The organism is Streptomyces sp. NPDC051104 (assembly GCF_040682835.1).
Classification (GTDB): Bacteria; Actinomycetota; Actinomycetes; order Streptomycetales; family Streptomycetaceae; genus Streptomyces; species Streptomyces cynarae.
On record NZ_JBFBBS010000026.1, the window covers coordinates 67,120 to 93,642 of the forward strand.

Below are 26,523 nucleotides of genomic sequence, written 5' to 3' on the forward strand. Positions count from 1 at the left end.
CACACCGGTGCCCACGCCGTCGCCCACCGCGATCGTGGCCGGCCGCTGATGGGGGTGTGGTCATTTGACCAGGCTTTGACCAGGCCCGGCCGGATTGATGGCAGCGGCTGACGGGTGCGGTGCGCTGTTGGAGCGGCCGGCGGATCACCGGCAACTGGACATCGGCGCCCTGCGCCGATGTGTCCGAGCCCGAACTGCTGAGCCTGTTCCTCGGCGGGGCGCCGAGCCCGTCTCTGCTTCGGCGGCTTGCGCCCGCGCTCCGCCCGCACACCGCGGACCTCTTCATGGAGGTGCCGAGGTGCCCGCCGACCTCGCCCCTGCGGACACCGGGCCGGAGAGCGGGTGCGGTGCCCGGCCTCGTCCGTCAGGCCCTCGCTCTGCCGCCGGAGAAGCGCGCCGAGTCGCGCGATTTCGCGGCGTCGCTGCCGCGCCAGGAGCGCACGCAGCCTGTTCCTGGCCTGCCGGTCCACGAGCGGTATCTTCCGGGCCCCGGTGCTCTGCCGATGCGCATGGCCCGGAACCGCAATCTCGACCGGCTCGCCACCGCCGGAACGTTCTTGGTGGTCACCGGCCGGTATTGGTCGGCTGCCGCCTACGGCGGGGTGGGGCACGATCGCACGCAGCTGACCCCCGAGCTGCTGGTCGACTTCTCCACTGTGCTCGACGTGCCCGCCGGCGACCTGGCGGCGTTGACCGGCACCCCGCTCCCCGGCGTGTCCCCGAACCTCCGGTCGGCCGCCGCGGGCCTCGCCGAGCTCATCTGGGACGTGCGGCGTCTCACCGCGCGTCAGCTTCACCAGTCAGCGACGTGACGGAGTCCATGCTGCGGTGGCTCGGGGGACGGGGTCGGGCGGAGCCGGGCCGTGTCAAGGCCACCCTCGCAGCCACGGTAGGACGGCAACGAACGCGGACGACGACTGCATCCGGCGGCTTGCCCGCATCGTTGCCGTGCAGGAGGAAGCCGGTCACCTCCAGCCCTCTCCGACGGCGAACGCGGCGAACCGACAGCGACGGTGCAAGGCCGGTTCCCCTTGCGGTGCTCGGCCGTCGCGCATTCAACTCCCGTACGCAGCAAGGCGTCAAGGGAGTCAGGCGGGGTCTGTGACGCAACCTCGTGAAACTGGACCGCGGGCCGGGACGCGCGGCCGTTCGAAGAAGTCGAAGTCAACCGCGACAGGAACCTTTCCTGTCAGTTCTCTTGCGCGTTGCTCTCTTCGCTAGTTGACTTCGCGCTGCTCGGCCGCTCCTTCTTCTCCCCCACGAACCGGTCCCTCACCAGACCCAGTTGGATGGCCCATGCGTATCAGACGTCTGTCCCCCCTCGTCGGCTTCCTGGCGTCGGTCTCCCTGCTCGGTGCCGCCGCCCTCCCCGCCTGATCCGTTCCGCACCGGTAAGACGAGTCCGAAGGGCAGGAACTGCCATGCAACTGAGTCGATTCCTGCGGCGGATCCGCGCCGCAACCGTGCTTCCCGGCACCCTCGCGGCTGCTGCGGCCCTGCTCTGCGGCAGCCTCGCCGGCCCGGCCACCGCGCAGGGCACCGCCACCACCGGGGCGACGGTCGCCGCCTCGCCCACCACCTTCACCCATCCCGGCGTGATGGTGAGCAGACCCCAGTTGGACTACGTCCGTACCCAGGTGCAGACAGGCGTCCAGCCGTGGGCGTCCGCATACCAGCAGATGACGTCGAGTTCCTATGCCTCGCTGTCGCGCGTCCCCAAGCCGTGGTCGGTCGTCGACTGCGGCTCCTACTCCAACCCGGACCACGGCTGCACCGACGAGCGGCAGGACGCCATCGCGGCCTACACCGACGCGCTGATCTGGTACATCAGCGGCGACAGCCGGTACGCCGACAAGTCGATCCAGCTGATGAACGCGTGGTCTGCCGTGATCACCGACCACACCAACAGCAACGCCCCGCTGCAGACCGGCTGGGCGGGCTCGGTGTGGCCCCGGGCCGCCGAGATCATCCGCTACACCTACACCGGCTGGTCCTCCTCGGACATCGGCCGTTTCACGGCGATGCTGCGGAACGTCTACCTCCCCGAGGTCATCAACGGATCCAACAGCAACGGCAACTGGGAGCTTTCGATGATGGAGGCCGCCGTCGGCATCTCCGTCTTCATCGAGGACCCGGCGGGCTACGACTCGGCCATCAAGCGTTACCTGAACCGGGTCCCGGCCTACATCTACCTGTCCTCGGACGGCTCCCTCCCCAAGACGGTGCCCGGCAGCGGCCTGGACACCTCGCAAAAGGTCATCAACTACTGGCAGGGACAGTCGACCTTCGTCACGGGCCTCACCCAGGAGACCTGCCGGGACTTCACCCACACCGGGTACGGCATCTCCGCGATCTCGCACGTCGCGGAGACTGCGCTGATCCAAGGTCAGGATCTGTACCCCCAGGTCGGTGAGCGGCTGCGGCAGGCGCTGGGCTTCCAGACCACCTACGAGAACGGCGCCGCGGTCCCGTCGTGGCTGTGCAACGGCACGCTCAACCTCGGCCTGGGCCCGATCACCGAGCCCGGTTTCAACGCCATGCACAACCGGTACGGCTATGCGATGGCCAACACGCAGTCGTACACGGAGTCCCACCGTCCGCAAGGCACCAACAACCTCTTCGTGGCCTGGGAGACCCTGACCAACGCCGACAACCCCTACGTTGCCTCCAGTACGTCGTCACCGCCGTCCCCGGTCGGTCCGATCACCGGTATCGGCGGCAAGTGCGTCGACGTGGCCGGGGCCGGCACCGCCGACGGCACCGCCATCCAGCTCTGGGACTGCAACGGCACCCCGGCCCAACAGTGGACCGTGGCCACCGACGGATCCCTGCGCGCCCTCGGCAAGTGCATGGACGTCACCGCCGCCGGGACAGCCGACGGCACAAAGATCCAGCTGTACTCGTGCAACGGCAGCGGTGCTCAGCAGTGGAAGCCCCAGGCGAACGGCACGCTGGTGAACTCTGCGTCCGGCAAGTGCCTGGACGCCACCGGGCAGAGTTCCGCCAACGGCACCCGGCTGCAGATCTGGACCTGCGCCGGCACCCCCAATCAGCTGTGGACCCTGCCGACGTGAACTGACACGGCCGGATGATCAGCCCGATCCCTCTTCGCGAGGGAAGGCCGTTCAAGGATTCCAAAGTGATGGTCAGCGGGCGACGTCGCAGGAGAGGATTGTCGACATGACGGATGAAGGCTCCTCCATCGACGCCACCAGGCCCAGTATCGCCCGCGTCTACGAGTACCTGCTCGGTGGCAAAGACAACTACGCCGTGGACCGGGAGATCGGCGCGCCGGGATTACGATCCGCAGATCCACCGCTGGCCGCCGCACGTCAATGTCCTCTTCGGCTTCGTGCCGGAGTCCGACTTCGAGCGGGCCGCCCCGCTGCTCGCCGCGGCGACGGCCGAGACGCCGGTCTTCACCGCCCGGCTGGACGGGGTGCGCACCTTCCGGCACAGGGCGTACTCCACCGTGTGGCTCGACCCGACGGCGGGCGGCAAGGCGCCGTGGGCGGACCTGCACAGCGCACTGCAGCAGCGGTTCCCGCGCTGTCGGGGGCCCGCCAAGAACTTCGCCCCGCATCTTTCCCTGGGCCGGACCCGGGATGCACAGCGAGTCAGCGCCGACTGCGCCACCCGGCTCGACGCCATGACGGCGACGGTCTGGGAACTTGGCGCACCTCTCGCCGGGCCTCCTCGGGCCGACCCACCGGGAACCCGCTCACGCGCGTCCTCGCCGCCGCCCGGGGCCGGCAGCGACTCGGTGAGCCGGTGACGGACCCGGGCCAGGTCGTACGGGCGGTCCAGGGCCTCGCAGTCGGCCGCCTCGACGCCGGAGCCTGGAGACCCGGGGAGGTGACCATCACATGGGATCGTCCGGACTCCTACGGCCAGGGGCTGGGTGCCGGTGGGGGCACCACCGCAGGCCGGTCGTCGCAGGTGATGGTGTTGGGCAGTTCCCACGGCGCGAGCCAGGACCCGTTGCCACCGCGGTCGGAGACGGAGAACTCCGAACCAGCGGGCGTGAAGTGGAAGGATCCGCAGTTGTTGACGCTGACCGCGCCGACGTTGCGGGCCTGCACGTCCTCGAAACTCGCCGACCCCGCGGCGCGGGCGCTGACCACGGACGTGCCCGTACCGTCGACCTTGATGTCCTTGAAGTGCACGTTGGTGATCGAGTACTTGTCCTTGACCGGCCAGTCGGCGACGAACATCACCGCGTTGTAGGTGTTGTCGAGGAAGGAGTCGCCCACCACCTCGACGTCCGCGCCGATGTCCTTCTCCAGGGCGTAGAACCAGATCGCCCCGAGCCCGATGTTCCAGTTGAGCTCGTATGTACCGGCACGCACCGTGGTGTTGTCGGTGATCCACAGGTGGCCGGTGAAGGCTTCGGCGCCGAAACGGGAACCGACCTGGATACCGCTGCCCTCCCGGATGGGGTCCGCGACGAGGTTGCCGGAGACGGTGTTGTCCGTTCCGCCGTACAGCGCGATGCCGTTGGCCAGCACCGGGGTCTGCACGGTGTTGTGGTCGAAGACGTCGCCCGCGTCCTCCGTCTTCTCCGACCACATGGCCAGCCCGTCGTCGCCGGTGTTCCGGATGAAGTTGTTGGAGACGAGGGAGTCGGTCACCCCGGTGTGGAAGTTGATGCCGTCGGCGATCTGGTCAGCGATCTGGTTGCCGGTGATCCGCAGGTTGCTCATGGGTCCGTCGAACCACATGCCCACCTTGGTGTGGTGGATGTACAGCCCCTCGATGGTCGAGTCGCTCAGTGCCCCGCCGATGCCGTTCACCTGATCGGTGTCGATCCGTTCGCGCACGTCGCCCTCGATGGCGAAGTCCGACAGGTGCACGTGGTGGCTGCCGCCCGCCGAAGCGTCCTTGCCGTAGAAACCGACGCCGGTGTGCACCGAGCCGTCCGGGGCCGGTGCCCCGAGGGTGACCTGGTGGCCCTTGATGATCGTGTACCAGCTGCCGGCGCCCTCGATCGTGATGTCGTCGACGATGATGTGACGGCTGACCTGGTACGTCCCCGGAGGGATGTAGACCTTCAAGTGTGCCCGTCTGGCGAAGGCGATGGCCTTGTCGATCGCGTCGGCGGAGTCGCGCCGGCCGTTGGGGTCCGCTCCGAAGGCCAGCACGTTGGCCGCGGACGGGTCCGCCTTCGGCGGAGCGACGAGTTGGGAGTCCATCAGGTCGATCACGGTGGTCGCGGCCTCGCTGCGCTGCGGCACGCGCAGCCGGATGTGTGCACCGGCCGGATAGGTACGGCCGAGCAGCAGCCGCTGCTCGTCGTAGAAGTGGTTCGGCCGGAACGGCTTGGGAATCACCGGGGCCGGGGTGGTGGCGTTGGGGACGCAGCCGCACTCGGTGATCCACCAGTCGGGGTGCAGCACGTCGGCGGTGGGGTCGTTGCTGAAGGGATACTGGTTGTACAGCCAGGCGTACTGCGAGGTCAGCGTCATGGTGCTGCGGTGGCGCCCGTTCACGCTGACGTCGAGCGGGGCGGTGATCCCGCCGCCGGTCGGGGCGTCCGGGATGCTGTAGCGCACGGTGATGGCGTTGGCGGCTCGCGGCAGCGTGAACTCGACGTACTGGCCGGGCGCGAGACTGACCGCACTGCGGCCTGAAGCCTCGGCGGCGAGCGTGTACGCGGTGCGGCCCGGCCCGATGACGGTGCCGTCGGTCGGGGCGTGCTCCGCCTCCTGCTCCAGGAAGCCGAGGTCGGCTCCTCGACCGGCGACCAGGGCGGGGTCGAGCCCGGCGCGGGTCACCGGCGCAGCCTGGGTCTCCTGGGCGGCACCGGCCGCCGCGGCATCGCCGGCCGGCACGGCGGTGAGGCCGACCGTCGCTGTCACGACCGCCAGGGCTGCGGCGGCTCTTCGCCGCGCGCCGGCACGTTTGCTTGTGCGGTTCACTGCGCCTCGATTCTCTGGTGGAAGGCGATGGATCCTCGCGGGAGCTGCGGGAAGGGGCGGGCCGTGCCGCTCACTTCCATGAGCGGCACGGCCCGGGTGCGGTCGGTGCCGCGTCCGGGTCAGGGCAGGCGCAGCCAGACCGCGGTATCGGTGGGCAGCTGCCCGTCCGTCAGCGGTGCGCTGCTCAGCAGGACCTGCCGGTGCGGTGGCAGCGGTGCCGGCTCCGAGCCCAGGTTGACGACGCAGCCGAACCCGGGGTCGCGGGTGAAGGAGAGGACCTGGGGGCCGCTGGGAAGCCAGGTCATCTGCCCGTCGCCGAGTGCGGTCTCGCTCCGGCGCAGGCGCAGCGCCGTGCGGTACAGGCTCAGCATGCTGTCCCGGTCCGCCACCTGCTGCTCCGCCGTCATCGTCGACCAGTGGTGAGGCTGGGGCAGCCAGGGCTGAGTGCCCTCGGGGCCGAAGCCGAACGGCGGGGCGTCGCCGCTCCACGGCAGCGGCACGCGGCAGCCGTCCCGGCCGGGGTCGGCTCCTCCGGTGCGGTGGAACATCGGGTCTTCGATGACCGAGTGCGGCAGGTCCTCGACCTCGGGCAGGCCGAGCTCCTCGCCTTGGTAGAGGTAGACGGAGCCGGGCAGGGCCAGGCTCAGCAGCGCTGCCGCCCGGGCGCGCCGGGTGCCCAGTGCGAGGTCGGTGGGGGTGCCGTGGGCCTTGGCCGCGAAGTCGAAGCCGGTGTCGGCACGGCCGTAGCGGGTGACGGTCCGGGTCACGTCGTGGTTGGCCAGCACCCAGGTGGCGGGCGCGCCGACGGGCGTGTGCACGGCGAGCGTGGTCGTGATCGCCTCGCGCAGCCGCACGGCGTCCCAAGGGCAGGTGAGAAAACCGAAGTTGAAGGCGGTGTGCAGCTCGTCGGGGCGCAGGTAGCGGGCAAAGCGCTCGGGGTCGGGCAGCCAGACCTCGCCGATGAGGGCGCGCGGCGGGGTGTAGGACTCGGCGACCTTGCGCCAGTCCCGGTACACGTCGTGGATCTCGTCGCGGTCCAGGTAGGGGTGCGGGTCCATGCCGTCCACCAGGTCGGGAAGCGCCGGGTCCTTGATGACCTCGGCGGCGGAGTCGATGCGGACCCCGGCCGCGCCCCGGTCGAACCAGAAGCGCAGCACCTCCTCGTGCTCCCGGTGCACCTCGGGGTGCTGCCAGTTCAGGTCGGGTTGGGCGGAGGCGAAGCGGTGCAGGTACCACTGGCCGTCCGGAACGCGAGTCCAGGCGCTGCCACCGAACTGCGACATCCAGTTGTTGGGAGGAAGTTCGCCCCTCTCGCCTCGGCCCTCACGGAACCAGAACCGATCGCGCTCCGGCGAGCCGGGGCCTGCGGCGAGCGCCTCCTGGAACCAGCGGTGCCGGTCGGAGACGTGGTTGGGGACGATGTCGACGATGGTGCGGATACCCGACGCCAGTGCCTCGGAGATCAGCTTCTCGGCCTCCCCCAGGCTGCCGAAGGCCGGGTGGATGGCCCGGTAGTCGGCCACGTCGTAGCCGCCGTCGGCCATCGGTGAGGTGTACCAGGGGGTGAACCAGAGTGCGTCGACACCGAGTTCGGCGAGATACGGCAGCCGGGACCGGACGCCCGCCAGGTCGCCCACCCCGTCGCCGTCCGCGTCGGCGAAGCTGCGCACATAGATCTGGTAGATCGCGGCGCCACGCCACCACTCGTGGGGTTGGTGCACGGTAGAAGTCTCCTCGGGAAATGGTGTCAGCCCTTGAGGCTGCCGGCGGTGAGCCCGGACATGATGTTGCGTTGGAAGATCAGGAAGAAGACCACCGTCGGCACGGCGGAGATGGCCGAGGCGGCGATCAGTACGTTCTCCGGCACGCCCAGGGAGAGCGAGTAGATGCCGGCGTTGAGCGTCTGCCTGGTCGGGTCGGGCTCGGCCAGCAGCGGCCAGAGGAAGTCCTTCCACACGTTGACCAGGGCGAAGATGGACACCACGCCGATGATCGGCCGGGACATGGGCAGCACGATGGAGAGCAGTGTGCGCAGCGGTCCGGCACCGTCGATGGCGGCGGAATCGAGCAGTTCCTGGGGCACCGAGTCGAAGAAGCGCTTCAGCAGGTAGATGTTGAAGGCGTTGGCCACCGACGGGAGCCAGATCGCCCAGGGGGAGTTGAGCAGGTTCTGGTGGGTCAGCGGCAGGTCCAGCACGGTCAGGTACTGCGGGACGACCAGCACCATGGCCGGGATCATGAGAGTGGCCAGCATCAGGCCGAGGATCGCGTTGCCCAGCGCCGGCCGTAGTTTGGACAGCGAGTAGGCCGCGGCGACGTCCAGGACGAGCTGGAAGGCGAGTGCCCCGAAGGCGTACCAGAGCGTGTTGAGCAGCAGATGGGCAATGTTGAGGCGGGTCCACGCGTCGCTGTAGTTGGAGGCCACGATGTGGTGCGGGTAGAAGGTGGGCGGGGTCTGGATGGACTCGGTGGTGCCCTTGAGCCCGCCCGTCACCAGCAGGTAGAGGGGGCCCAGGAAGACCAGCGTGAAGGCGACGACGACCAGGATCAGCGTCGCGCGGTAGAGCGTGCGGTTCAGCTGGGCAGGATTGACCAGGGTGCGGGTGTCGCTCATGACTCCAGCCTCCGGTTGAGTCGCACGTAGATCACCGAGAACCCGGCGAGCACCAGCAGCAGGAGCAGCCCGAGGGCGCAGGCTGCGCCGTAGTTGGAGAAGTTGAAGGCGTACTGGTAGATCAGGTAGACGACGGTGGTGGTCGAACCCTCCACCCCCTGGCCGCCGTTGGTGAGGATGAAGGGCTCGACGAAGACCTGCATGGTGGCGACGATCTGAAGCATCAGCATCAGCGAGAGGACGAGCCGGGTCTGCGGGATCGTCACGTGCCAGACGCGCCGCAGCAGTCCGGCTCCGTCCAGTTCGGCGGCCTCGTAGAGCTCACCGGGTATGTTCTGCAGCGCCGCCAGGTAGATCAGCGTGGCGCTGCCCATGTTCATCCAGGTGGAGGCGATGACAACGGCGAGCATCGCCATGTCCGGGGACTGCAGCCAGCCGGAGGTGGGCAGGTGCAGCAGCTGCAGTGCCCGGTTGATCGGCCCGTACTCGGGGTTGTACAGGTACTTGAACAGCAGCAGTGAGGACACCGGCGGAAGCATGACCGGGAGGTACACCAGGATCCTCAGGTAGCCGTGCGCGTGCCGCAGTTCGTTCATCACCACGGCCGTGACGAACGGCAGCGCGAAGCCGAACAGCAGGGCCAGGCCGGTGAATTCGGCGGTGTTCCGCCAGGCCGGCCAGAAGCTGGGGTCGTGCACGATCTGGTCGAGGTTGTGCAGGCCGACCCAGGTGGTCCTGCCCGCCTTCGCCTTCTGGAAGCTCATGATCACTTCGCGGACCATGGGATACCACTGGAAGCAGGCGAAGCAGAGCACCGCGCCGATCAGGAAGCCGTGTGCGGTGAGGTTGCGCTGTACGGATCTGCGCAGTGCCCCGGCCCGGCCGGCCGCCGCGGTGGGCTGCGCGTCGGTTCCGGAGGATGCGGTCGCGACCGCCATCGTCGATCTCCTTGGGAGGCTGCTCGTCCCGGGGCCTGGCGGCCCTTGCGGCTACTGGGCGTTGGCGAGGACCTGGTTGACCTGCTGCTCAGCGGTGTCCAGCAGCTTCTTCAGGTCGGCGTTGGGGTTCGTCAGCGTGGACGCCATTGCCGTGTCGAGGATCTTGTAGATGGCCTGGGCGTTGCCGGGTTCGACGACGCCCGGGACGTTGGCCTTCACGAAGGGCTCGAAGGCCTGCACCGACATGGTGGCGTTGGCGGCCTTGAGCTGGGCGTCCTTGGTGGCGGTGGCCCCCTGGAACAGCTGCGGCTGGGGCAGCCCGACCGCCTGGCCGGAGGACTTGGAGCGGGGGTAGTTGTACTGCTGGCCCTGGCCCTCCGTCAGCCAGAGGTAGCTGAGCAGCTGGATCCCGGCCTTGATCTGCTCGGGTGTGTCCTTGACGTTGAACATGTAGTCGTCGCCGCCGGTGAGGGTGCCGGTGCCGGGTCCGTTCTGGCCGGGGACCGGGCCCATGCCGAAGTCCTCGTAGTGGGCGCCGAGGCTCTGCACCATGTAGGTGATGTCGTCAGGGGCGGCGATGTACATCCCCAACTTGCCCGCGGCCATCTGCTTCTGGAGGTCACCCCACTTGTAGAGCTGGGTGCTGCCCATGACGTTGTCGTCGAAGCGGAGCTTGTGCAGGTTCTGCAGCACGGCCAGGCCCTGGGGGTTGTTGAAGGCCGCCTTGGTGCCGTCGTCGCTCACCATCCGGCCGCCCTGGGCGTAGATCTCGGCGGTGAAGTGCCAGCCGCCGTTGTTACCCGCGCTGTAGTCGCCGTAGCCCGCGATGCCCTTGCCCAGGGCGGCGATCTTCTTGGCGTCGGCCTGGACCTCGGCCCAGGTCTGCGGCGGTTGGTCGGGGTTGAGTCCGGCCTTCTGGAAGAGCTGCCGGTTGATGATCATGCCCATGGTGTAGTTGGTGCGCGGAATGCCGTAGATCTTCCCGTCGGCCTTCTGGGTGTCCCACACCGAGGACATGATGTCGTCCTTGACCGGCAGGTTCTCGGAGGTGACGTACTTCGTGATGTCGGCCGCCTGGCCGGCGTCCAGGACCTGCTGCTTGTCCGTGAAGTAGGTGTAGAAGACGTTGGGCTCGGTGCCGCCCTTGAGCGCGGCGGTGAACAGTTCAGGGGTCTCGCACGGGAACGTGTCGATGCTCTTCACCGTGATGTTCGGGTGCAGCTTCTCGAAGGCCGCGATGTCATCGGCCCACTGCCTGCGCTGCGTCGGGCGGCTTTTCGGCGGGGCGCAGTCGATGGAGATCGAGACCTTGCCGTTGGTCGGCTTGGCACCGCCGTTGGAGGAGTTGGAACAGGCAGCAGCGGTCAGGGTGAGAGCGCCGGCGATCAGCAGCGCTGCGGATCTGCGCATGGGTGTAAGACCCCTTCATGGGCGGAGTGCGGGGGGTGTGGCGTGCCTCACTTAAGCACCGACCCGTCGGCACCGCAATATCTCGACGGTACTTTGCAAGAAATCAACGCGAAACCGTGATGGGACGCGCCACAGACAACGCAAGGGCCGCACCCCATGGGTACGGCCCTTGCCGGCGCTGCCAGTTGGCGCTCAGTCAGAGGCTGGGCTCTCTCGCGCCAGACCGGTCGATCCGCGCACCACGAGCTCCGGCTCGAAGAGCAGCTCGTCGTGGGTGACCTTGGCGCCGGCCAGCTCCCCCACGAGCAGCTCCACGGCGGCGCGGCCCATCGCCTCGATGGGCTGGCGGATGGTGGTCAGCGGCGGATCGGTGCAGGTCATGAAGGAGGAATCGTCGTAGCCGATGATCGACACATCCCGGGGCACATCGAGGCGGCGCCTGCGGGCAGCGCGCACCGCCCCCAGGGCCAACGGGTCCGAGGCGCAGATGATGCCGGTGACACCGCGCTGCAGCAGGCGCGCAGCCGCAGCCTGCCCACCCTCCAGGGAGAACAGCGCGTGTGCGACGTCCGCCTCCTCGAGCTCCAGCCCGGCCCCCTCCAGTACCGTGCGAGCCGCTGCCAGCTTGCGCCGCGACGGCATGTGATCGGGCGGGCCGAGCACCACGCCGATCCGCCGGTGGCCCAGCGACAGCAAGTGCCCGGCGCCCTGTTCCACCGCGACCGCGTCGTCACAACTGACCTGCGGGAAGTCCAGGTCGGGTATGGCGGCGTTCATCAGCACCGTCGGCAGACCGCGGCGGGCCAGTCGCTCGTAGTGCTCGTGCGGGGACTCGGCCTGGGCGTACAGGCCACCGAAGAAGATCACGCCCGAGACCTGCTGCTGGAGCAGCAGTTCCACGTAGTCGGCTTCGGAGACACCGCCCGCCGTCTGCGTGCACAGCACCGGCGTGAAGCCCTGCTGCGCCAGTGCACTGCTGACCACCTCGGCGAAGGCGGGGAAGATGGGGTTCTGAAGCTCCGGCAGGACCAGCCCGACCAGCCTCGAGCGCTCGCCCCGCAGCTGGGTCGGTCGCTCGTAGCCGAGCACGTCCAGGGCGGTCAGCACAGCCTCGCGGGTCTGCTCGGAGACACCGGGCTTGCCGTTGAGCACCCGGCTGACCGTCGCCTCGCTGACCCCGACTTTCCTGGCCACCTCGGCAAGTCGTCGTGTCATGACTCAAGCCTAGGGCATGATCCGCAATTCACTTACGGCCCGGCGTAAAAATTCGTCAGTTCTTGCAGCAAGAACGTCGGGACAGCCACGGCGAGAAAGCTGCACCGGGGACGATCCGACGCCGGGGCCGGGGCACCCTGCCCAGGAGCGGAGGCCTTCTCCATGCGTCGGCGCGACCACGATGCTGGACATCGAAAGTTTACAAAAAAAAGTAAGGACGAAACAAAGGTCTAGTCGGAATATTGCTCGTATCTGTCCGAGCCAATACGGTGCTGCACGCGCCGCCGTCTGTGATCGGATCCTCCCTCTCCACCTGTTGGCACCTGCTCGACCTTGCCCGGCCACGAAGGGCCGGCGAAGCGCTGCGTCGTGCCCAAGGGCACTTGACCTCGGGCACCCCCACCCGACGGCGGCACGCCTCACGACGGCTTCGGTCCCAAGGAGCAACCCTTGCTACATTCCCTACGCACACTCAGACGCGCGGTCGCCCTGGGCGGCAGTAGCGCACTGCTGGTCGCCACGGGCATCCTCCTGACGGCGCCCTCGGCATGGGCCGCCGCCACCGGCGGCAGCGGTGCCGCCCTGCCCTATGCGGAGGTCCAGGCGGAGAACGCCGCCACCAACGGCAGCGCCATCGGCCCCAGCTACACCCAGGGCCAGCTGGCCGACGAAGCCTCCTACCGCAAGGCCGTGACGCTGCAGGGAGCGGGCAAGTACGTCACCTTCACCACCCCGGTGGCCACGAACTCGATCAACTTCCGGTACAGCATCCCGGACAGCTCGAACGGGTCCGTCTACAACGCGCCGCTGTCCCTCTACATCAACGGCACCAAGCAGAGCAACTTCACCCTGACCAACGCATACAGCTGGTTCTACGGCAGCTACCCCTTCACCAACAGCCCGGGCAGCAACCCGCACCACTTCTTCGACGAGGCCCATCGCCTCTTCACGCAGACCTATCCGGCCGGGACCACCTTCAAGCTACAGGTGGACCCTGAGGACACCGCAACGTCCTACACCATCGACTTCGCCGACTTCGAGCAGGTCGGTGCCCCGCTGACGCAGCCGGCGGGCTCGGTGTCGGTGACCGGCAAGGGCGCGGACGCGACCGGAGTCAACGACTCGACCAGCGCCTTCAACTCGGCGATCAGCGCCGCAGGCGCCGGTGGCACCGTGTGGATCCCGCCCGGCACGTACAAGATCCCGGGCCACATCGCGGTGAACAACGTGACGATCGCCGGCGCGGGCATGTGGTACTCGACGGTCTCCGGGTCGGCGCCGGGCTTCTACGGCAACTCCGCGCCTTCGCCGAGCACCGGCGTGCACCTGCAGAACTTCGCGATCTCCGGTGACGTCCAGGACCGCAACGACGGCGCGCAGGTGAACGGCATCGGCGGCGCGATGAGCAACTCCACCGTGTCCAACGTGTGGATCGAGCACGAGAAGGTCGGCGCCTGGATGGACGGGCCGATGGACGGCCTGACCTTCAGCGGCATGCGGATCCGCGACACCACCGCCGACGGCATCAACTTCCACGGCGGCGTGACCAACTCCAAGGTCACGGGCAGCGACATCCGCAACACGGGCGACGACGGCATCGCGACCTGGGCGGACGCCGGCATCGGCGCGGACGCCAACGACACCATCTCCAACAACACGGTGCAGCTGCAGATGCTCGCCAACGGCATCGCGATCTACGGCGGGCACGACAACACTGTGAGCGGCAACCTCGTGCAGGACACCGGCATCACCCAGGGTGGCGGCATCCACGTCGGACAGCGCTTCAGCTCCACCCCGGTCGGCACCACGACCATCTCCAACAACACGCTGATCCGCAACGGAAGTCTCGACCCCAACTGGCAGTTCGGGGTCGGCTCTCTGTGGTTCGACGGCAGCCAGGGGGCCATCAACGGCCCGATCAACGTGACCAACGCGCTGATCCAGCAGAGCCCCTATGAGGCGATCCAGTGGGTCGAGGGCACCGTCAGCGGTGTCAACCTCAACAACGTGACCATCGCCGGGACCGGCACCTTCGCTCTTCAGGAGCAGACCGGCGGCTCGGCGAGCTTCACCAACGTCACCGCGACCGGCGTCAACGGGCCCGCACCCGTCTACAGCTGCGAGGGCGGCAACTTCACGGTGACCGACGGCGGCGGCAACTCGGGCATCAGCGGGGCGGCGTACTGCGGCCCGTGGCCCACCCCGGTCTACCCGCCGTATCCCGCCAGCACGGTCACCGCCTCCCCGAGCGCGCTGAGCTTCGGCTCGCAGGCCACCGGTACGACCAGCGCGGCGCAGAACGTCACGGTCTCCAACCCGACCGGTTCGTCCGCCTCCGTCTCCTCCATCTCCACCAGCGGCGACTTCGCCCAGACCAACAACTGCGGCAGCTCCATCGCGGCGAACGGCTCGTGCACCGTCAGCGTCACCTTCTCGCCGACGGCGACCGGCACCCGCACCGGAACGCTGACCATCGACGCGGGTGGCACCACCAACACCGTCAGCCTCTCCGGCACCGGCACCGCCGCCGGCCCTGTGCTGAAGGCCGACCCGGCGAACCTGTCCTTCCCCGGCACGGTGGTCGGCTCCTCCGCCACCGCGAAAACGGTGACGGTGACCAACACCGGCACCACCACGGCGGCCGTATCCAGCGTTGCGGCGACCGGCGACTTCAGCCAGACCAACAACTGCTCCACCGTCGCCGTCGGTGCGTCCTGCACGGTGAGCGTCACCTTCAAGCCCACCGCCCCCGGATCCCGCACCGGCACCCTCACCGTGTCCAGCAACGCGAACAACAACCCGCTCACGGTGGCCCTCGTCGGCAGCGGCATCGACAGCAGCACCAACGTGGCAGCCGGCCAGCCGGCGTCGGCCAGTTCGAGCAACAGCCCGTACGTCGCCTCGAACCTCACCGACTCCGACCCGTCCACCTACTGGGAGGGCACCAACGGCTCGTTCCCGCAGTGGGCCCAGGTCGACCTCGGCCAGAGCTACGGCATCGGCAAGGTCGTCCTCAAGCTGCCGCCGTCGACGGCATGGGGGGCCCGCACGCAGACCCTGTCACTGCAGGGATCCACGGACGGCTCCACGTTCTCGACCATCGTGGGGTCGGCCGGATACACCTTCGATCCCAACACCAACAACAACACCGTGACCATCACCTTCAACCCCACCACGGCGCGCTACGTGCGGGCGAACATCACCGCGAACAGCGGGTGGAACGCAGCCCAGTTGTCGGACTTCGAGGTGTTCCCCAGCGGCAGCGGCTCCGGCACCGTCAGCACCAATCTCGCGGCCGGCAAGGCCACCAGCGAGTCCAGCCACACCCAGACCTACGCGTCGTCGAACGTCACCGACGGCAACCAGAGCACCTACTGGGAGAGCGCCAACAACGCCCTGCCGCAGTGGGTGCAGGTGGACCTCGGCTCCCAGCAGAGCGCCAGCCGGGTGGTCCTGCAGCTGCCCGCCGGCTGGGGCTCCCGCGGCCAGACGCTGTCGCTGCTGGGCAGCACCGACGGCACCACCTTCTCCACCGTCAAGGCGTCGGCCACGTACACCTTCGATCCCGCCACCAGCAACACGGTCACCATCACCTTCCCCGCGACCACCCAGCGGTACTTCCGGGTGAACATCACGGCGAACACCGGTTGGCCGGCGGGACAGATCTCGGAGTTCCAGGTCTGGAACACCTGATCTGACCCGAACCCAGTGTGCCGCCGAGTCCCCTGGCGCTCGGCGGCACCCTCATGCCGTCACTCGCCTGTCGGCCGGGCCGCGGGCGGAACGCCGCTGGTCCGGCGGCCGGGTACGGAAGGGCCAGGCATTGGAGTTGAGGTTCAGCGCCTGCCGGAAGGTGCCGTTGACGTGCAGGTTCAGTCTGCCGGTGGTGCCACCGCCCGACGAGGAGTCGGGAATGCCGCCCCGGACGTTGATGAAGCTGATGGGTTGGCCCGTGTTGTTCGTCCACTGCACCGACTGACCGGTGGCGCCGAGATGGACGTACGCGTGCCCGGACGCCTCGAGTGCAGCGCTCGAGTACTGCGTCGTCGGCGCCGAGGTCAGCGACACCCTGCCGGCACCCCCGCCCAGGGTGCCGGCCTCGGCCTCATAGGTGATGGACGGAGTGGTGGCGCCCGCCGCTGTGCTCGCGGCGCACATCCGATGCGTCGGCGGCCGACGCATCGGATGCTCCTTCAAGGAATGTGGGAGACGGGCGCCACGACCGTATAGAGCTGTTGAAAAGTCGCAAGATCCCTATGCAATAAAGAAAATATCGCCCAGCGCTTCGAAAGAAGCACTGCACACAACGGCCCGGGGGCCGGCCCACGCGGTTGTGGGCCGGCCCCCGGGCGCGTTGCCGTCAGGGATTGACGTTGATGGTGAAGGTCGTGGTCGGGTTGTAGATGTCGATGTGGTTGTTGGTCTGGGTCAGGTGGTTGAACGTCGCCGAGCCCACGGCCGGGCCCTGTCCCGATTCGGGCATCGGATTGGCCCAGATGCCATAGCCGGACTTCGCGTCATAGGCGTCTCCGCTCTGCTGTGCCCCGGTGATGGACGTGTTGGTGAAGACGGTGTCCTTGATCGGGTTGAGCGCCGTGCCGCCCGCGTAGTCGGTCTGGAACATGATGCCGGCGTACGTCGGGTCGACGATGTCGGTGTCGTTCACCCGGATCCCCTGGAACGGCTGAGTCGCGGAGAACAGCCAGATCGCGGGGAACACCTGCCCTCCCCAGAAGTGGCCACCGTCGCGCACCAGCGAGACGTTCTGGATGGTGGTCGGCTGTGTGCCGAATCCCTGGAAGGGATAGCCGAAGTTCAGCGAGCTGATGGTGATGCCCGCATAGGTCAGCGTGTCGGCCACGTACAGGTTCTGCAGGGTGTTGTTCTCACCGCCGTAGACGGCGACACCCGCCGCCCGCCACGGGGTCAGCGCGGTCAGGTTCTGGAAGGTGTTGTTGGTCAGGTCCGAGGAGTTGTGGTCCTGGGCCGCGAAGAGCGCGAAGCTGTCGTCGCCGGTCGACCGGGCCTCGTCGTTGCTCACCAGGTTGTTCTGGCTTCCGTTGGTGAGGTTGATGCCGTCCGCGAAGGTGTCGCGGATCCGCATGTTCGTCGCCTTCAGCCCGTTCACATGGGTGCCCCAGATGGCACACACCTGGTGCTCGACCCAGATGTCGTCGACGGTGATGTTGGAGACGTCGGTCAGGTCGAAGACCTTGCCGGGCCCGTCGATGCGGGAGGTGTAGTTGCCGAACCAGCCGAAGCCCTGGAAAGTGGAGCCGTTGGCGCTGCTCTGCACCGACCAGCCGACGTCCGAGTTCTCCGACGTGGCGGGGGAGTTGAACTGGGTGTACCAGGGTCCTGCGCCCACCACCTTGACGGCTTTGCCGTAGACGTTGAACTTGCCGGTGGTCTGGTACTGCCCGGCGGGCAGGTAGACGCCGGCGAGCTTGCCCGTGGTGTCCTGCCGGACGGTGTCGAGCGCCTTCTGCACGTCCTGCTGGCCGAAGCCGGCAGGGGTGACGTAGGCGTTCGGGTCCGGGTTGGCCACCGGGGCGACCTGCTCGGTGTTGATGTAGTCGATCGCGTACTGCGAGGTGTTGGACGAGTCCTTCTGCAGCTTGATGACGCTGCCCTGGGGCACGGTCCGGTCGAGCATCACGTGCGCCTCGTCGTAGATGTGACGCGGCGATCCGGCGCTGGGGTTGTTGCCCGGGCCGGTCTCCGCGCCGTACAGCCAGGCGTACTTGGAGTTCAGCGTGATGGTCTGCAGGAAGGTGCCGTCGACGTAGACGTTCAGGGTGGCCGTGGCACCGCCGCCGCCGGGTGCGTCCGGGATGGAGAAGCGGGTCACCAGGGTGTTGGTGCCGGCCCGGGTGGTCCACTGCACGTAGGCGCCGGTGGTGTTCAGAGTGACGGCCTTGCGCCCGGACGCCTCACCGGCCAGGTCACCGATGGTGCGGTTGGGGCCGACCACGGCGGCGCCGCCGCCGATCTGGCCGTCCTCGCCCTGGTAGACGTCATAGGGCATGTTGGCGCCGCGGCCGACGAACAGCGAGGTGTCACTGGTGTTGTTGGCCTGCTTGACCGACAGCTCGTTGGTGTCGACGGCGATCACGGTGTGCACCGTGTACTTGCCGTTGACGGCCGTCCAGCTGCCCAGGCTCACCGGCGGGGCACTGGCACCGGCGGCAATCGTGCCGGTGTAGGAGCCGGTGAGGGTGGTGAGCGTCTTGCCGGTGCTGTCGAGCAGGGTGAGCGTGACGCCGTGGGAACCGCTGCCCGAGGCGACCGTGCCCTGGTTCCTCAGTGTCACCGAGAACTTGACGGTCTTGCCCGCGGAGGGGTTGTTCGGGGTCCAGTCCACGGTTCCGACCAGGTCCGAGCTCTGTACCGGCGCGACGACAAGGTTGTTCGGGTTGGTGTAGGCGTTGTTGTCGTAGCTCAGCTCGATGAAGCTCTTCGCCTCGTCCACCTTGGCGGTGAGCTGGTACGTACCGGCCGTCTGCGTGCCGATCACTGCGGACACCTTGGCGGAGGCGCCGGCCGCCAGCGCGCCGACGGGGGCGGTGCCGACCTTGGTGCTGCCCAGGTAGAAGTTGACGTTGGAGGCCGGAGAGGCCGCGGTGCCCACGTTGGCGACCGTGGCGGACGCGGTGACCGAGTCGGTCTCCACCGGGGCGGACGGGGACCACGAGGACGCGGAGACGGTCAGATCGGGGTTCGGGGCCGGCGTGCCGATCACCTGGAGCTCGCCGACCTGGCCGCCGGGGGCTCCGCTGTTGCTGGTGATGCTCAGCTCGACGTCCGCGACCGTGGCGCTCACCGGGATGGTGACGGTGTTGCCGGTGCCGGGGTCGAAGGTGTACGTCTTCGCGGCCGAGATGCTGGTGAAGTCCGTCGCGCTCTGCTCACGGCCGAGCACCTGGATGGTCTGGGTGCGGGTGGACCAGGCCGAGGCCGGGTTGAGCTTCACCACGACGGAGGTGACGTCGGCGTTCGCGCCGAGCTGCACGGTGAGCCGGCTCGGGTACGAGGACCCCTCGAAGTACGTGGTGAGATCGCCGTCGTTCGCGTTCGTCGGTGCGTAGGTGTACGTGTACGGGCTACCGGTTATCGGCTTGTGCAGCGCCAGGTTGGTGCCGCTGCCGGTGGTGCCGGTGCGGGTGACGGTGTTGCCGGCGGGCGAGACGTTGCCGGCGGCGTCGCGCGCCTTGACGTAGTACGACACCGTCGCCGTGCCCGGCTGGTTGTCGGTCCACGTCAAGGTGGTGCCGCCGACGGTGACGGCCAGCGCGCCGTTGCGGTAGACGTCGTAGGCGGTGACGCCGACGTTGTCGGTTGACGCTCCCCACGACAGGGCGATCTGACCGGCCTGCGGCTGGGTGTAGGTCAGGGTGCCGGGCGCGGCGGGGGGCGTGGTGTCGGCGGTGCTCGGCCCGTACACCCGGAACTCGGAGATCTGGGCCGCCGACCATCCGGTGTTGGCCGTGATCAGCGTCCGCAGGTAACGGGTGCCGGTTGCCGCGAAGTTGATGGTGACCGTGCTGTTGGTGGCCGGATCGAACGTGTACGAGGCGGACGCCACGATGGTGGTGAAGTTGCTGCCGTCGGTGCTGCCCTGGACCGACAGCGTCTGGGTGCGGGCGGGCCAGTTGGCCACCGGCACCTGCAGCACGAGCTGGTTGACGCTGGTTGTCGCGCCCAGGTCGACCTGCAGCCACTGCGGGAAGGCGTTGTTGGCGCTCTCCCAGTAGGTGGCCTGGTTGCCGTCGTTGGCGTTGGCCGGCGTGTAGGTCTGGGTGTAGCTGCCGGCGCTCATGGTCTTGCCCGCCGCCAGGTCGCTCCCGGCGGCGTGGGCGGGTCCGGCCTGCAGCACTGCCAGCAGTGCGGCCAGCATGCTGAGCACTGCGACGACGGCGGTTCGCTGCCGGCCTGACGCGGGCAGCGCGGAGGATCTTCCGGTGGTTCTCATCCTCGTCCTCGGCTCCTTGGGGGGTGGGATACGGATGCGAGGGTTGACGAACTCGGTGCGTTGACGGCCACACCTGCTCGGAAAATTACGGCGATGGCCTCGTCCAATAGCCATAGCCTGACGAAAAATCAGAACAAGTAACTGAAAGGAAGTTACAGAGCAGCAATGCACTCGTCAACGAATGCGGCAGCGCGGGCACTTGCCACCCTCCCGGCGAGCCGGACGGCGACCGCGGCAGGCGTCACCCGGCCGTGACGTACACCGGTCCGGCCGGCATGCGTGCGGGTGCCGATAGATCATCCGCGCGGGTGGCAGGCTGATCGCTGATCTCGAGTCGTGCCGGCCGCCATCCGGCCATCCACACCTTGCTCATGCCGAATACCTCATCCATGCAGGTGGGAGTAGCTGTCGCGGGTGTCTGAGCGGCATGGCGCGGTGGACGTCTGCATGCACCCACGTGAGCACGATCACTGCGACATGATGGGTGGTGGTGCTGCTGCGACTGGCATACCTGCGCATGACGAACGCGTGGGAAGGATGTAGAGATCCTGGCCTTGCGCCACCAGGTCGCTGCGCTCGAGGGGCAGCTGAGCGGGCTACCACTGCGGTCCGTCCGACAGCGGCGCCACGACGACGCCCTCCCGCAGGCAGATCCGACCCGCCTCGAGCCACTGCAGTGCGGTGCGGTGCGGAAGTTGGCCACCGAGTACGCGAAGACTCCGCTGAGCGTGACCTGGGACCGGATGATCTAGTCGGGGCCGGGAAGGATGTCTCGCCTTTGTGCGGCCCGACGAGGACAAGCCCGCCGCCGGGCACTGTGCTCGGCAGGCAGTCCCTGCGGGTCTGCGGTGAGCCCATCGCGTCGAAGGAGACGTCAACTCCGCGACCACTGGTGGCTTCGAGGACGGTGGCGGCCACCGCACCGCCGGTGAGGAGTTCGGCGCCCTCCTGCTTGCCGATGTCGATGTAGGAGAGGATCTTCTCGTACTGGTCGTTGCTGGCCTGGGCGCCGATCGTGGTGTGCGGGTCCAGCGGGTCGCCGCTGACGATGGCCTTGGTGCGCTCGACGCAGCGGGCCATGAACTCGTCGTAGATCGACGAGTGGATCAGGGCGCGGGACGGGCAGGTGCACACCTCGCCCTGGTTGAGGGCGAACATCACGAAGCCCTCGACCGCCTTGTCCAGGAAGTCGTCGTCGGCGGCCATCACGTCGGGCAGGAAGATGTTGGGGCTCTTGCCGCCCAGCTCCAGCGTGACGGGGATGATGTTGTCGCTCGCGTACTGCATGATCAGGCGGCCGGTCGTCGTCTCGCCGGTGAAGGCCACCTTGGCCACGCGCGAGCTGGAGGCCAGCGGTTTGCCCGCCTCGACGCCGAAGCCGTTGACGACGTTGAGCACGCCGGGCGGAAGCAGATCCGCGATCAGCTCGATCACCAGCAGCAGGCTGACCGGGTTCTGCTCGGCGGGCTTGATGACCACGCAGTTACCGGCGGCCAGCGCGGGCGCCAGCTTCCAGGCGGCCATCAGGATCGGGAAGTTCCACGGAATGATCTGGCCGACCACGCCCAGCGGCTCGTGGAAGCGGCCGGCTCAGCGAGTTTGCCATGCACCTGCCACGGAGCTTGAGGGAAGTGAGCACGTTCATCGCCCTTCGCAGGCCCCGCACCAGCACAGAGGACGCGGACGGGTGGAGCGGGCGGCCTCCCCAGCCAGAAACTGGCCGGGGAGCCGCTGTCCTCCCCGTGGCACTTTGTGGGGGCGCAGTTCGGCGGGCTCACGCGTGGCGCCCTCTTCGATCATGGCTTTGCAGCCAGGAACTCCCGCCGGAGCGTGGGCGAATGTGGCTCCCGGTGGATCCTGCTGTGCGCAACGTCTGCGCATCGATTACGGCGGTCGCCGAGCGCGCCCTCGCCGACCACGGGCCGCCGGTTCTCCCCGACCCGGTTCGGCTGAATGCGTCCTTCGACGAAGCGGCGCCCATTGCTAGCGTCGGAGCGAGCCAGGAGACGGGGGCAGGGGATGGCGGCAGCCGAGGTGATCGATCTGGTGGCGATGGACGAGGACTTCGTCCGCGATCCGTATCCGGTTTACGCAGCGCTGCGGGAGCGCGGCCCCGTACACAAGGTGCGGATTCCCGAGGGTGCGGAGGCCTGGCTTGTCGTCGGGTACGAGGCCGGGCGGGCCGCGCTTGTGGATCCGCGGTTGTCCAAGCAGTGGGAGAACGCCTCGCCTTCCTTTCCGATCCCCAGTCCATCTGCGGGACCCCACATGCTCAACTCCGATCCTCCAGACCATGAACGGCTGCGCAAGCTGGTCGTCCGCGAGTTCACTCCGCGCCGGATCGAGCACCTCTCGCCGCGGGTGCGGCAGATCACCGACGAGTTGCTCGACGCGATGGTGGCACTCCCGGAAGGGCGGGCCGATCTCGTCGAGGCACTCTCGTTCCCGCTTCCGATCTCGGTTATCTGCGAGCTGCTCGGTGTGCCGATGCTCGACCGGGCCGCGTTCCGCGCCTGGACCAGCACGATCCTCACCGATCCCGACCCGGGGGCGCGGCTGGCGGCGACGGGTGAGGTCGGCAGGTATCTCACCGACTTGTTGGAGCGCAAGCGCCAGGCCTCAGGCCAGGACCTCATGAGCGCCCTGATCCGCACCACCGACGAGGACGGCGACCGGCTGTCCGCGGACGAACTGCGCGGAACCGCCTGGCTGCTGCTGGTCGCGGGGCATGAGACCACGGTCAATCTGATCTCCAACGGCGTATTGGCCCTGCTGACCCATCCCGGCCAACTCGCCGCACTGCGCGCGGACATGACGCTCATCGACAACGCGGTGGAGGAGATGCTGCGCTACGACGGGCCGGTGGAGACGCCGACGTTCAGGTTCACCACCGAACCGGTCGAGATCGGCACTACGGTCATCCCCGGCGGTGGTGAACTGGTCCTCGTGGCCCTGGCCGACGCGAACCATGACCCGGCACGCTTCCCCGACCCCGGCCGCTTCGACATCCGACGGCCCGCAGGCGGTCATGTCGCCTTCGGTCACGGCATCCACTACTGCCTCGGCGCGCCGCTCGCCCGCATGGAGGCTCGGATCGCGATCCGTGCCCTGCTGGAGCGCTGCCCCGACCTCGCACTCGACGCCCACCCGGCCGCCCTGACCTGGCGCCCCGGCATGCTCATCCGAGGCCCGCGTCAGCTGCCGGTGCGGTGGAAGTCCTGACCTCGCGCTTGCGGAATACCTCATCCGTGCTGGTCAGGACTCGTGCGTGTCGTCGTGGAGGATGCTGCCGCACCGCGACGAACCATCCGCCCGGGCCAGGTTTCCGGAACTTCTACAACGGCCATCGGCCGCACCGAGCCCTGAGCCAAGCCGCTCCTCCCCCGCCCCAACCGATCAACGAGCCGGCGCAGATCAGACATCGGGCGGTACGCCGGCGAGACCTCCTCGGCGGAACCCCCACGCGTATCAACAGGCCGCCTGAACAGGCCGGATGATGTATCCGCACCCGCAGCGTCGCTTGGCCCGGTGCGGCTGCTCGGTGGCCGAACCCACCGTTGATCAGACACTCCCGGTCCCGGCGTGACCGGACCCAAGGTCACATTTCGGCATCCCCATGCACACCTCTAGGTCGTACCGACTGGTCGGTACTAGCCTCTGCGCACATCCTCCCCGTCTGGACACAGAGACCCCGGGGTTCGGCCCACCCGGCCGAACAGTGCTCGTGCCAGCCGCGCCGCACGGCGTGCACTGTCCGCACCCACCGCACCGGGCCCATGGGCCCGTACCCAGGAGCCGCCGCATGACTGCCATGCCTGCTTCGCCCGACGACACGAATCTCAGACCAGCCGATACCGGCAGGCCGGAAACTCCCGGCCGCGCCGCCCGGTTGTGGCGCCGCGAGTTGAACCACTACCCTGTCACCTCACGCCGCATGGCGTACCTGGCGATCGTGGTGTTGACCACCGTGGTCCTGTACTACGCCCTCTACGTGCAGTACGCGGTCGCCACGTCGATCATCACGCACTTCCACATGACCTACAGCTATTTCGTGTGGGTCTCCGTCATCGGCAACGCGGTCGGCGCCTTCGCCTCGCTCGTGGCGGGCCTCGCCGACCGCTGGGGCCGGGCCAACATGGTGGTCTACGGGCTTCTCATCGCCGCCCTGCTCAGCCTCCTCGGCCTGCCCAACGCCCCGGACAAGGGCACCTACCTGGTGCTCTTCGCCTGCCTCAGCTTCATCGAAGGCATCGTGCTGGTGGCCACGCCGGCACTGATCCGGGACTTCTCTCCGCAGCTCGGCCGAGCCACCGCAATGGGCTACTGGACCATGGGCCCGGTCATCGGGAGCCTGGTCGTCACCGTCGTCACCAGCAGCACCCTGTCCTTCGCCGGCTGGCAGGACGAGCTGCGCTACTCCGGCTGGGCCGGGCTTGCCGTCTTCGTGTTGGCACTCTTGGGGCTGCGCGAGCTGTCGCCCGGGCTGCGTGACCAGATCATGGTCAGCCTCCGCGACCGTGCGCTGGTCGAAGCGCGGGCCAAGGGCATCAATCCGAGGACGGCGGCCGAGGGCCACTGGCGGCAGATGCTGCGGCTGGACATCGTCGGCTCGGCCACCGCTGTCAGCCTCTTCCTCCTGCTCTACTTCGGCGCTGTGGGAAACTTCGTCGTCTATTTCGCCGCGACCTTCGGCTACAGCGAGCAGCGCACCAACGGGCTGGCCAACTGGTACTGGGCGGCCAACGCGGTCGCGCTGGTGGCGGCGGGGCTACTCTCCGACAAGCTGAAGGTGCGCAAACCGTTCATGATCGTCGGAGCCATCGGCTCGATCGCGGTCACCACGCTCTTCGCCCTGCACGCCACAGAGCCGCAAACCGGTTACTACACCTTTGCCGCACTGTTCGTCGCCATCGGTGTGCTCACCGGCGTGACCTACGCACCCTGGATGGCGAGCTTCACCGAAACCGTGGAGAAGCAGAACCCGGCCGCTACGGCGACCGGTCTGGCCGTGTGGGGATGGATCATCCGGGCGGTGGTCGCAATCTCCACAGCGTTCGTCCCGGTCGTGGTGACGTCGGCCACACCACTGGTCGAGCATGGCGCCCAGGTCAAGGCAGCTAGCGTCCAGGCCGCCCCTGCTTTGGCCATCATCGACGCGCACCCGCGGCTTTTCGCACAACTCGAGGCGTACCCTCCGACCGCAGTCCCGCCGGCACTGGCGGCTCAGGCGGTGCGCGAGGTCGGGGCCGACGACCTGGCCACCGTGCGCAGGGCCCGGCCACAGTTGGCTCTGCTGCAACGCTACGGATCACAGGTGAAGACCGCCGCAGCCCAGGGCCCCGAACAGTGGCGCACCTGGTGGTTGATCTGTGTCGCCGGACAAGTGCTCTTCCTGCCGTTCGTCTTCGTCATGACCGGCCGTTGGAGCCCGCGCAAGGCCCGCGATGAGGCGGTGGAGCACCAGCGCGCCGTGGATCGTGAACTGGCGGCCCTCGCCGAGAAGGGCGACTGATCCCGCGGCCACCCTCCAGCCTGGGAGGGCAGCCCTTGCGCTGCCCACCCAGGCTGTCCGCGTCGGCCATCATCCGCGCGGCTGCCACCGGGGGCAGCCCAGCCCCCGGCCATTCCGTGTAGCTGTACTTGACGGTGTAGGTGTTGGAGTTGCTGCCGGTGCCGTTGCTGGGGAAACCGGTTGATGTCGGAACGCTGGTGGCGGCGCCGGTGGGCTGGTAGTCGGTGGTGTAGTCGGTGATGGCCTGGGGGCAGGCGTCTCCGCCCGCGCCGCCCACATAGCGGGTCGAGGAGGTTGGGTGTCCCTTGGCCAGGGTGTCATAGCTGAAGGACGCGAGTTCCTTGCTCGTGTCCGGGGTCGCGGACCAGGCGCCGGAGGACTCGGCGGTCTTGCCGTCCAGCACATCGTAGGCGTACGAGAGCGTCTGGCCGCGCGTAGGTGGTCTGCAGCAGGTTGCTGAGGTCGTCGTACTTGTCGAACGTCGTGGTGCCGGTGTCCGGGTCGGTCTGCTAGCCCACCAGGCGTTCACCAAAGCCGCGTTGCTCGCCTTTTGCGACGCGCCGGCACTCGCGCGCTCGATGTCCAACACGAACTGGCGCGGAAACCACCAGTTGATCACGGGGATGAACCACGCCACGACAGCCCAGACTCCGGATGTTCCGACAGATGTCCCGGTGAGACTCTGCGCGTTACGCCGACAGCGCCCCGGCCATACAAGGAGCAACACCGCTGCCGCCGTCATTGCATATACGAAGACCATCGACGTGAACCCGGACTCCTTCAGCGACGCATCCGTGGAATGCAAGCACCAGGCTGCTGGTGACGGCCGCGGGCGCGATGCTGTCCCCAGTGCTGGTGGCCCCTTCCCCACTCGCACGCCTGGGACGGGCGCTTCGAAGCGAACTTGAGGACAACGGTTCGATTTCTGTACGCGCCAGGGGCTG

15 protein-coding genes and 3 pseudogenes are annotated in these 26,523 nt (G+C 68.2%); 8 read left to right on the forward strand and 10 right to left on the reverse strand.

Annotated features, from left to right (window positions below):
- The first annotated feature begins 179 nt into the window (after positions 1-179).
- The 5 genes and pseudogenes from AB0N14_RS28155 (at position 180) to AB0N14_RS28175 (ending at position 3,775) form a co-directional block, all read left to right on the forward strand.
- A complete protein-coding gene (locus AB0N14_RS28155) occupies positions 180-812 on the forward strand; it encodes a hypothetical protein (protein WP_366028514.1) in 633 nt (210 codons plus the stop codon).
- Positions 813-1,421: 609 nt separating this feature from the next.
- Positions 1,422-2,657: pseudogene (locus tag AB0N14_RS28160) on the forward strand (alginate lyase family protein); the annotation flags it as partial.
- Positions 2,658-2,702: 45 nt separating this feature from the next.
- Positions 2,703-3,074 carry a ricin-type beta-trefoil lectin domain protein gene (locus AB0N14_RS28165; RefSeq protein ID WP_366028535.1) on the forward strand — a complete coding sequence of 124 codons (372 nt, stop codon included), beginning with the start codon at positions 2,703-2,705 and terminating at the stop codon, positions 3,072-3,074.
- Positions 3,075-3,180: 106 nt separating this feature from the next.
- Positions 3,181-3,288: pseudogene (locus AB0N14_RS28170) on the forward strand (SAM-dependent methyltransferase); the annotation flags it as partial.
- Positions 3,251-3,775, forward strand: coding sequence for a 2'-5' RNA ligase family protein (locus AB0N14_RS28175; protein ID WP_366028515.1), 525 nt, complete (start codon positions 3,251-3,253; stop codon positions 3,773-3,775). The pseudogene AB0N14_RS28170 and the gene AB0N14_RS28175, both read left to right, overlap by 38 nt.
- Positions 3,776-3,884: 109 nt before the next feature.
- On the opposite strand, the gene AB0N14_RS28180 is transcribed toward AB0N14_RS28175, so the two are convergent.
- From AB0N14_RS28180 to AB0N14_RS28205, 6 genes are all read right to left on the reverse strand, one after another.
- Positions 3,885-5,831, reverse strand: a complete 1,947-nt coding sequence (locus tag AB0N14_RS28180) for a glycosyl hydrolase family 28-related protein (protein ID WP_366028536.1) — start codon at positions 5,829-5,831, stop codon at positions 3,885-3,887.
- Positions 5,832-6,037: 206 nt separating this feature from the next.
- Positions 6,038-7,639, reverse strand: a complete 1,602-nt coding sequence (locus AB0N14_RS28185; protein WP_366028516.1) for a glycoside hydrolase family 13 protein — start codon at positions 7,637-7,639, stop codon at positions 6,038-6,040.
- Positions 7,640-7,665: 26 nt separating this feature from the next.
- Complete coding sequence (locus tag AB0N14_RS28190) at positions 7,666-8,532, reverse strand: carbohydrate ABC transporter permease (RefSeq protein ID WP_366028517.1); 867 nt, start codon at positions 8,530-8,532, stop codon at positions 7,666-7,668.
- Positions 8,529-9,470: a sugar ABC transporter permease gene (locus AB0N14_RS28195; protein ID WP_366028518.1), complete on the reverse strand. Its 942-nt coding sequence runs from the start codon at positions 9,468-9,470 to the stop codon at positions 8,529-8,531. Before AB0N14_RS28195 ends, AB0N14_RS28190 begins: the two co-directional genes overlap by 4 nt.
- 51 nt (positions 9,471-9,521) lie before the next feature.
- Positions 9,522-10,880, reverse strand: coding sequence for an extracellular solute-binding protein (locus AB0N14_RS28200; protein ID WP_366028519.1), 1,359 nt, complete (start codon positions 10,878-10,880; stop codon positions 9,522-9,524).
- Between the two features lie 192 nt (positions 10,881-11,072).
- Positions 11,073-12,095 (reverse strand): LacI family DNA-binding transcriptional regulator, encoded by a 1,023-nt coding sequence (locus tag AB0N14_RS28205; RefSeq protein WP_366028520.1) that lies wholly within the window; start codon positions 12,093-12,095, stop codon positions 11,073-11,075.
- A gap of 450 nt (positions 12,096-12,545) precedes the next feature.
- Here AB0N14_RS28205 and AB0N14_RS28210 point away from each other — a divergent pair, with 450 nt between their 5' ends.
- Positions 12,546-15,788 carry a discoidin domain-containing protein gene (locus AB0N14_RS28210; RefSeq protein WP_366028521.1) on the forward strand — a complete coding sequence of 1,081 codons (3,243 nt, stop codon included), beginning with the start codon at positions 12,546-12,548 and terminating at the stop codon, positions 15,786-15,788.
- A 51-nt stretch (positions 15,789-15,839) separates the two neighbouring features.
- Here the strand turns inward: AB0N14_RS28210 and AB0N14_RS28215 are convergent, their stop codons facing one another.
- The 3 genes and pseudogenes from AB0N14_RS28215 to adh all read right to left on the reverse strand — a co-directional run.
- Positions 15,840-16,277: a hypothetical protein gene (locus tag AB0N14_RS28215; RefSeq protein WP_366028522.1), complete on the reverse strand. Its 438-nt coding sequence runs from the start codon at positions 16,275-16,277 to the stop codon at positions 15,840-15,842.
- A gap of 178 nt (positions 16,278-16,455) precedes the next feature.
- A complete protein-coding gene (locus AB0N14_RS28220) occupies positions 16,456-20,067 on the reverse strand; it encodes a discoidin domain-containing protein (RefSeq protein ID WP_366028523.1) in 3,612 nt (1,203 codons plus the stop codon).
- 912 nt (positions 20,068-20,979) lie between these two features.
- Positions 20,980-21,648: pseudogene (gene adh / locus AB0N14_RS28225) on the reverse strand (aldehyde dehydrogenase); the annotation flags it as partial.
- Between the two features lie 438 nt (positions 21,649-22,086).
- Here adh and AB0N14_RS28230 point away from each other — a divergent pair.
- A complete protein-coding gene (locus tag AB0N14_RS28230; RefSeq protein WP_366028524.1) occupies positions 22,087-23,289 on the forward strand; it encodes a cytochrome P450 in 1,203 nt (400 codons plus the stop codon).
- A gap of 580 nt (positions 23,290-23,869) precedes the next feature.
- Entirely contained in the window at positions 23,870-25,579 is a 1,710-nt protein-coding gene (locus AB0N14_RS28235; protein WP_366028525.1) for an MFS transporter, read from the forward strand.
- On the opposite strand, the gene AB0N14_RS28240 is transcribed toward AB0N14_RS28235, so the two are convergent.
- On the reverse strand, positions 25,476-26,339 hold the full coding sequence (locus AB0N14_RS28240) for a DUF4328 domain-containing protein (RefSeq protein WP_366028537.1): 864 nt from the start codon (positions 26,337-26,339) through the stop codon (positions 25,476-25,478). The two genes, AB0N14_RS28235 and AB0N14_RS28240, sit on opposite strands and share 104 nt — an antisense overlap.
- Between the last annotated feature and the right edge of the window lie 184 nt (positions 26,340-26,523).

Excerpts from the sequence above, each read along its gene's own strand:
- AB0N14_RS28190 (WP_366028517.1), bottom strand. The coding sequence starts at position 8,532 with ATGAGCGACACCCGCACCCTGGTCAATCCTGCCCAGCTGAACCGCACG.
- AB0N14_RS28195 (WP_366028518.1), bottom strand. The coding sequence starts at position 9,470 with ATGGCGGTCGCGACCGCATCCTCCGGAACCGACGCGCAGCCCACCGCG.
- AB0N14_RS28200 (WP_366028519.1), bottom strand. The coding sequence starts at position 10,880 with ATGCGCAGATCCGCAGCGCTGCTGATCGCCGGCGCTCTCACCCTGACC.
- AB0N14_RS28205 (WP_366028520.1), bottom strand. The coding sequence starts at position 12,095 with ATGACACGACGACTTGCCGAGGTGGCCAGGAAAGTCGGGGTCAGCGAG.
- AB0N14_RS28215 (WP_366028522.1), bottom strand. The coding sequence starts at position 16,277 with ATGCGTCGGCCGCCGACGCATCGGATGTGCGCCGCGAGCACAGCGGCG.
- AB0N14_RS28220 (WP_366028523.1), bottom strand. The coding sequence starts at position 20,067 with ATGAGAACCACCGGAAGATCCTCCGCGCTGCCCGCGTCAGGCCGGCAG.
- AB0N14_RS28230 (WP_366028524.1), top strand. The coding sequence starts at position 22,087 with ATGGCGGCAGCCGAGGTGATCGATCTGGTGGCGATGGACGAGGACTTC.
- AB0N14_RS28235 (WP_366028525.1), top strand. The coding sequence starts at position 23,870 with ATGACTGCCATGCCTGCTTCGCCCGACGACACGAATCTCAGACCAGCC.
- AB0N14_RS28240 (WP_366028537.1), bottom strand. The coding sequence starts at position 26,339 with ATGGTCTTCGTATATGCAATGACGGCGGCAGCGGTGTTGCTCCTTGTA.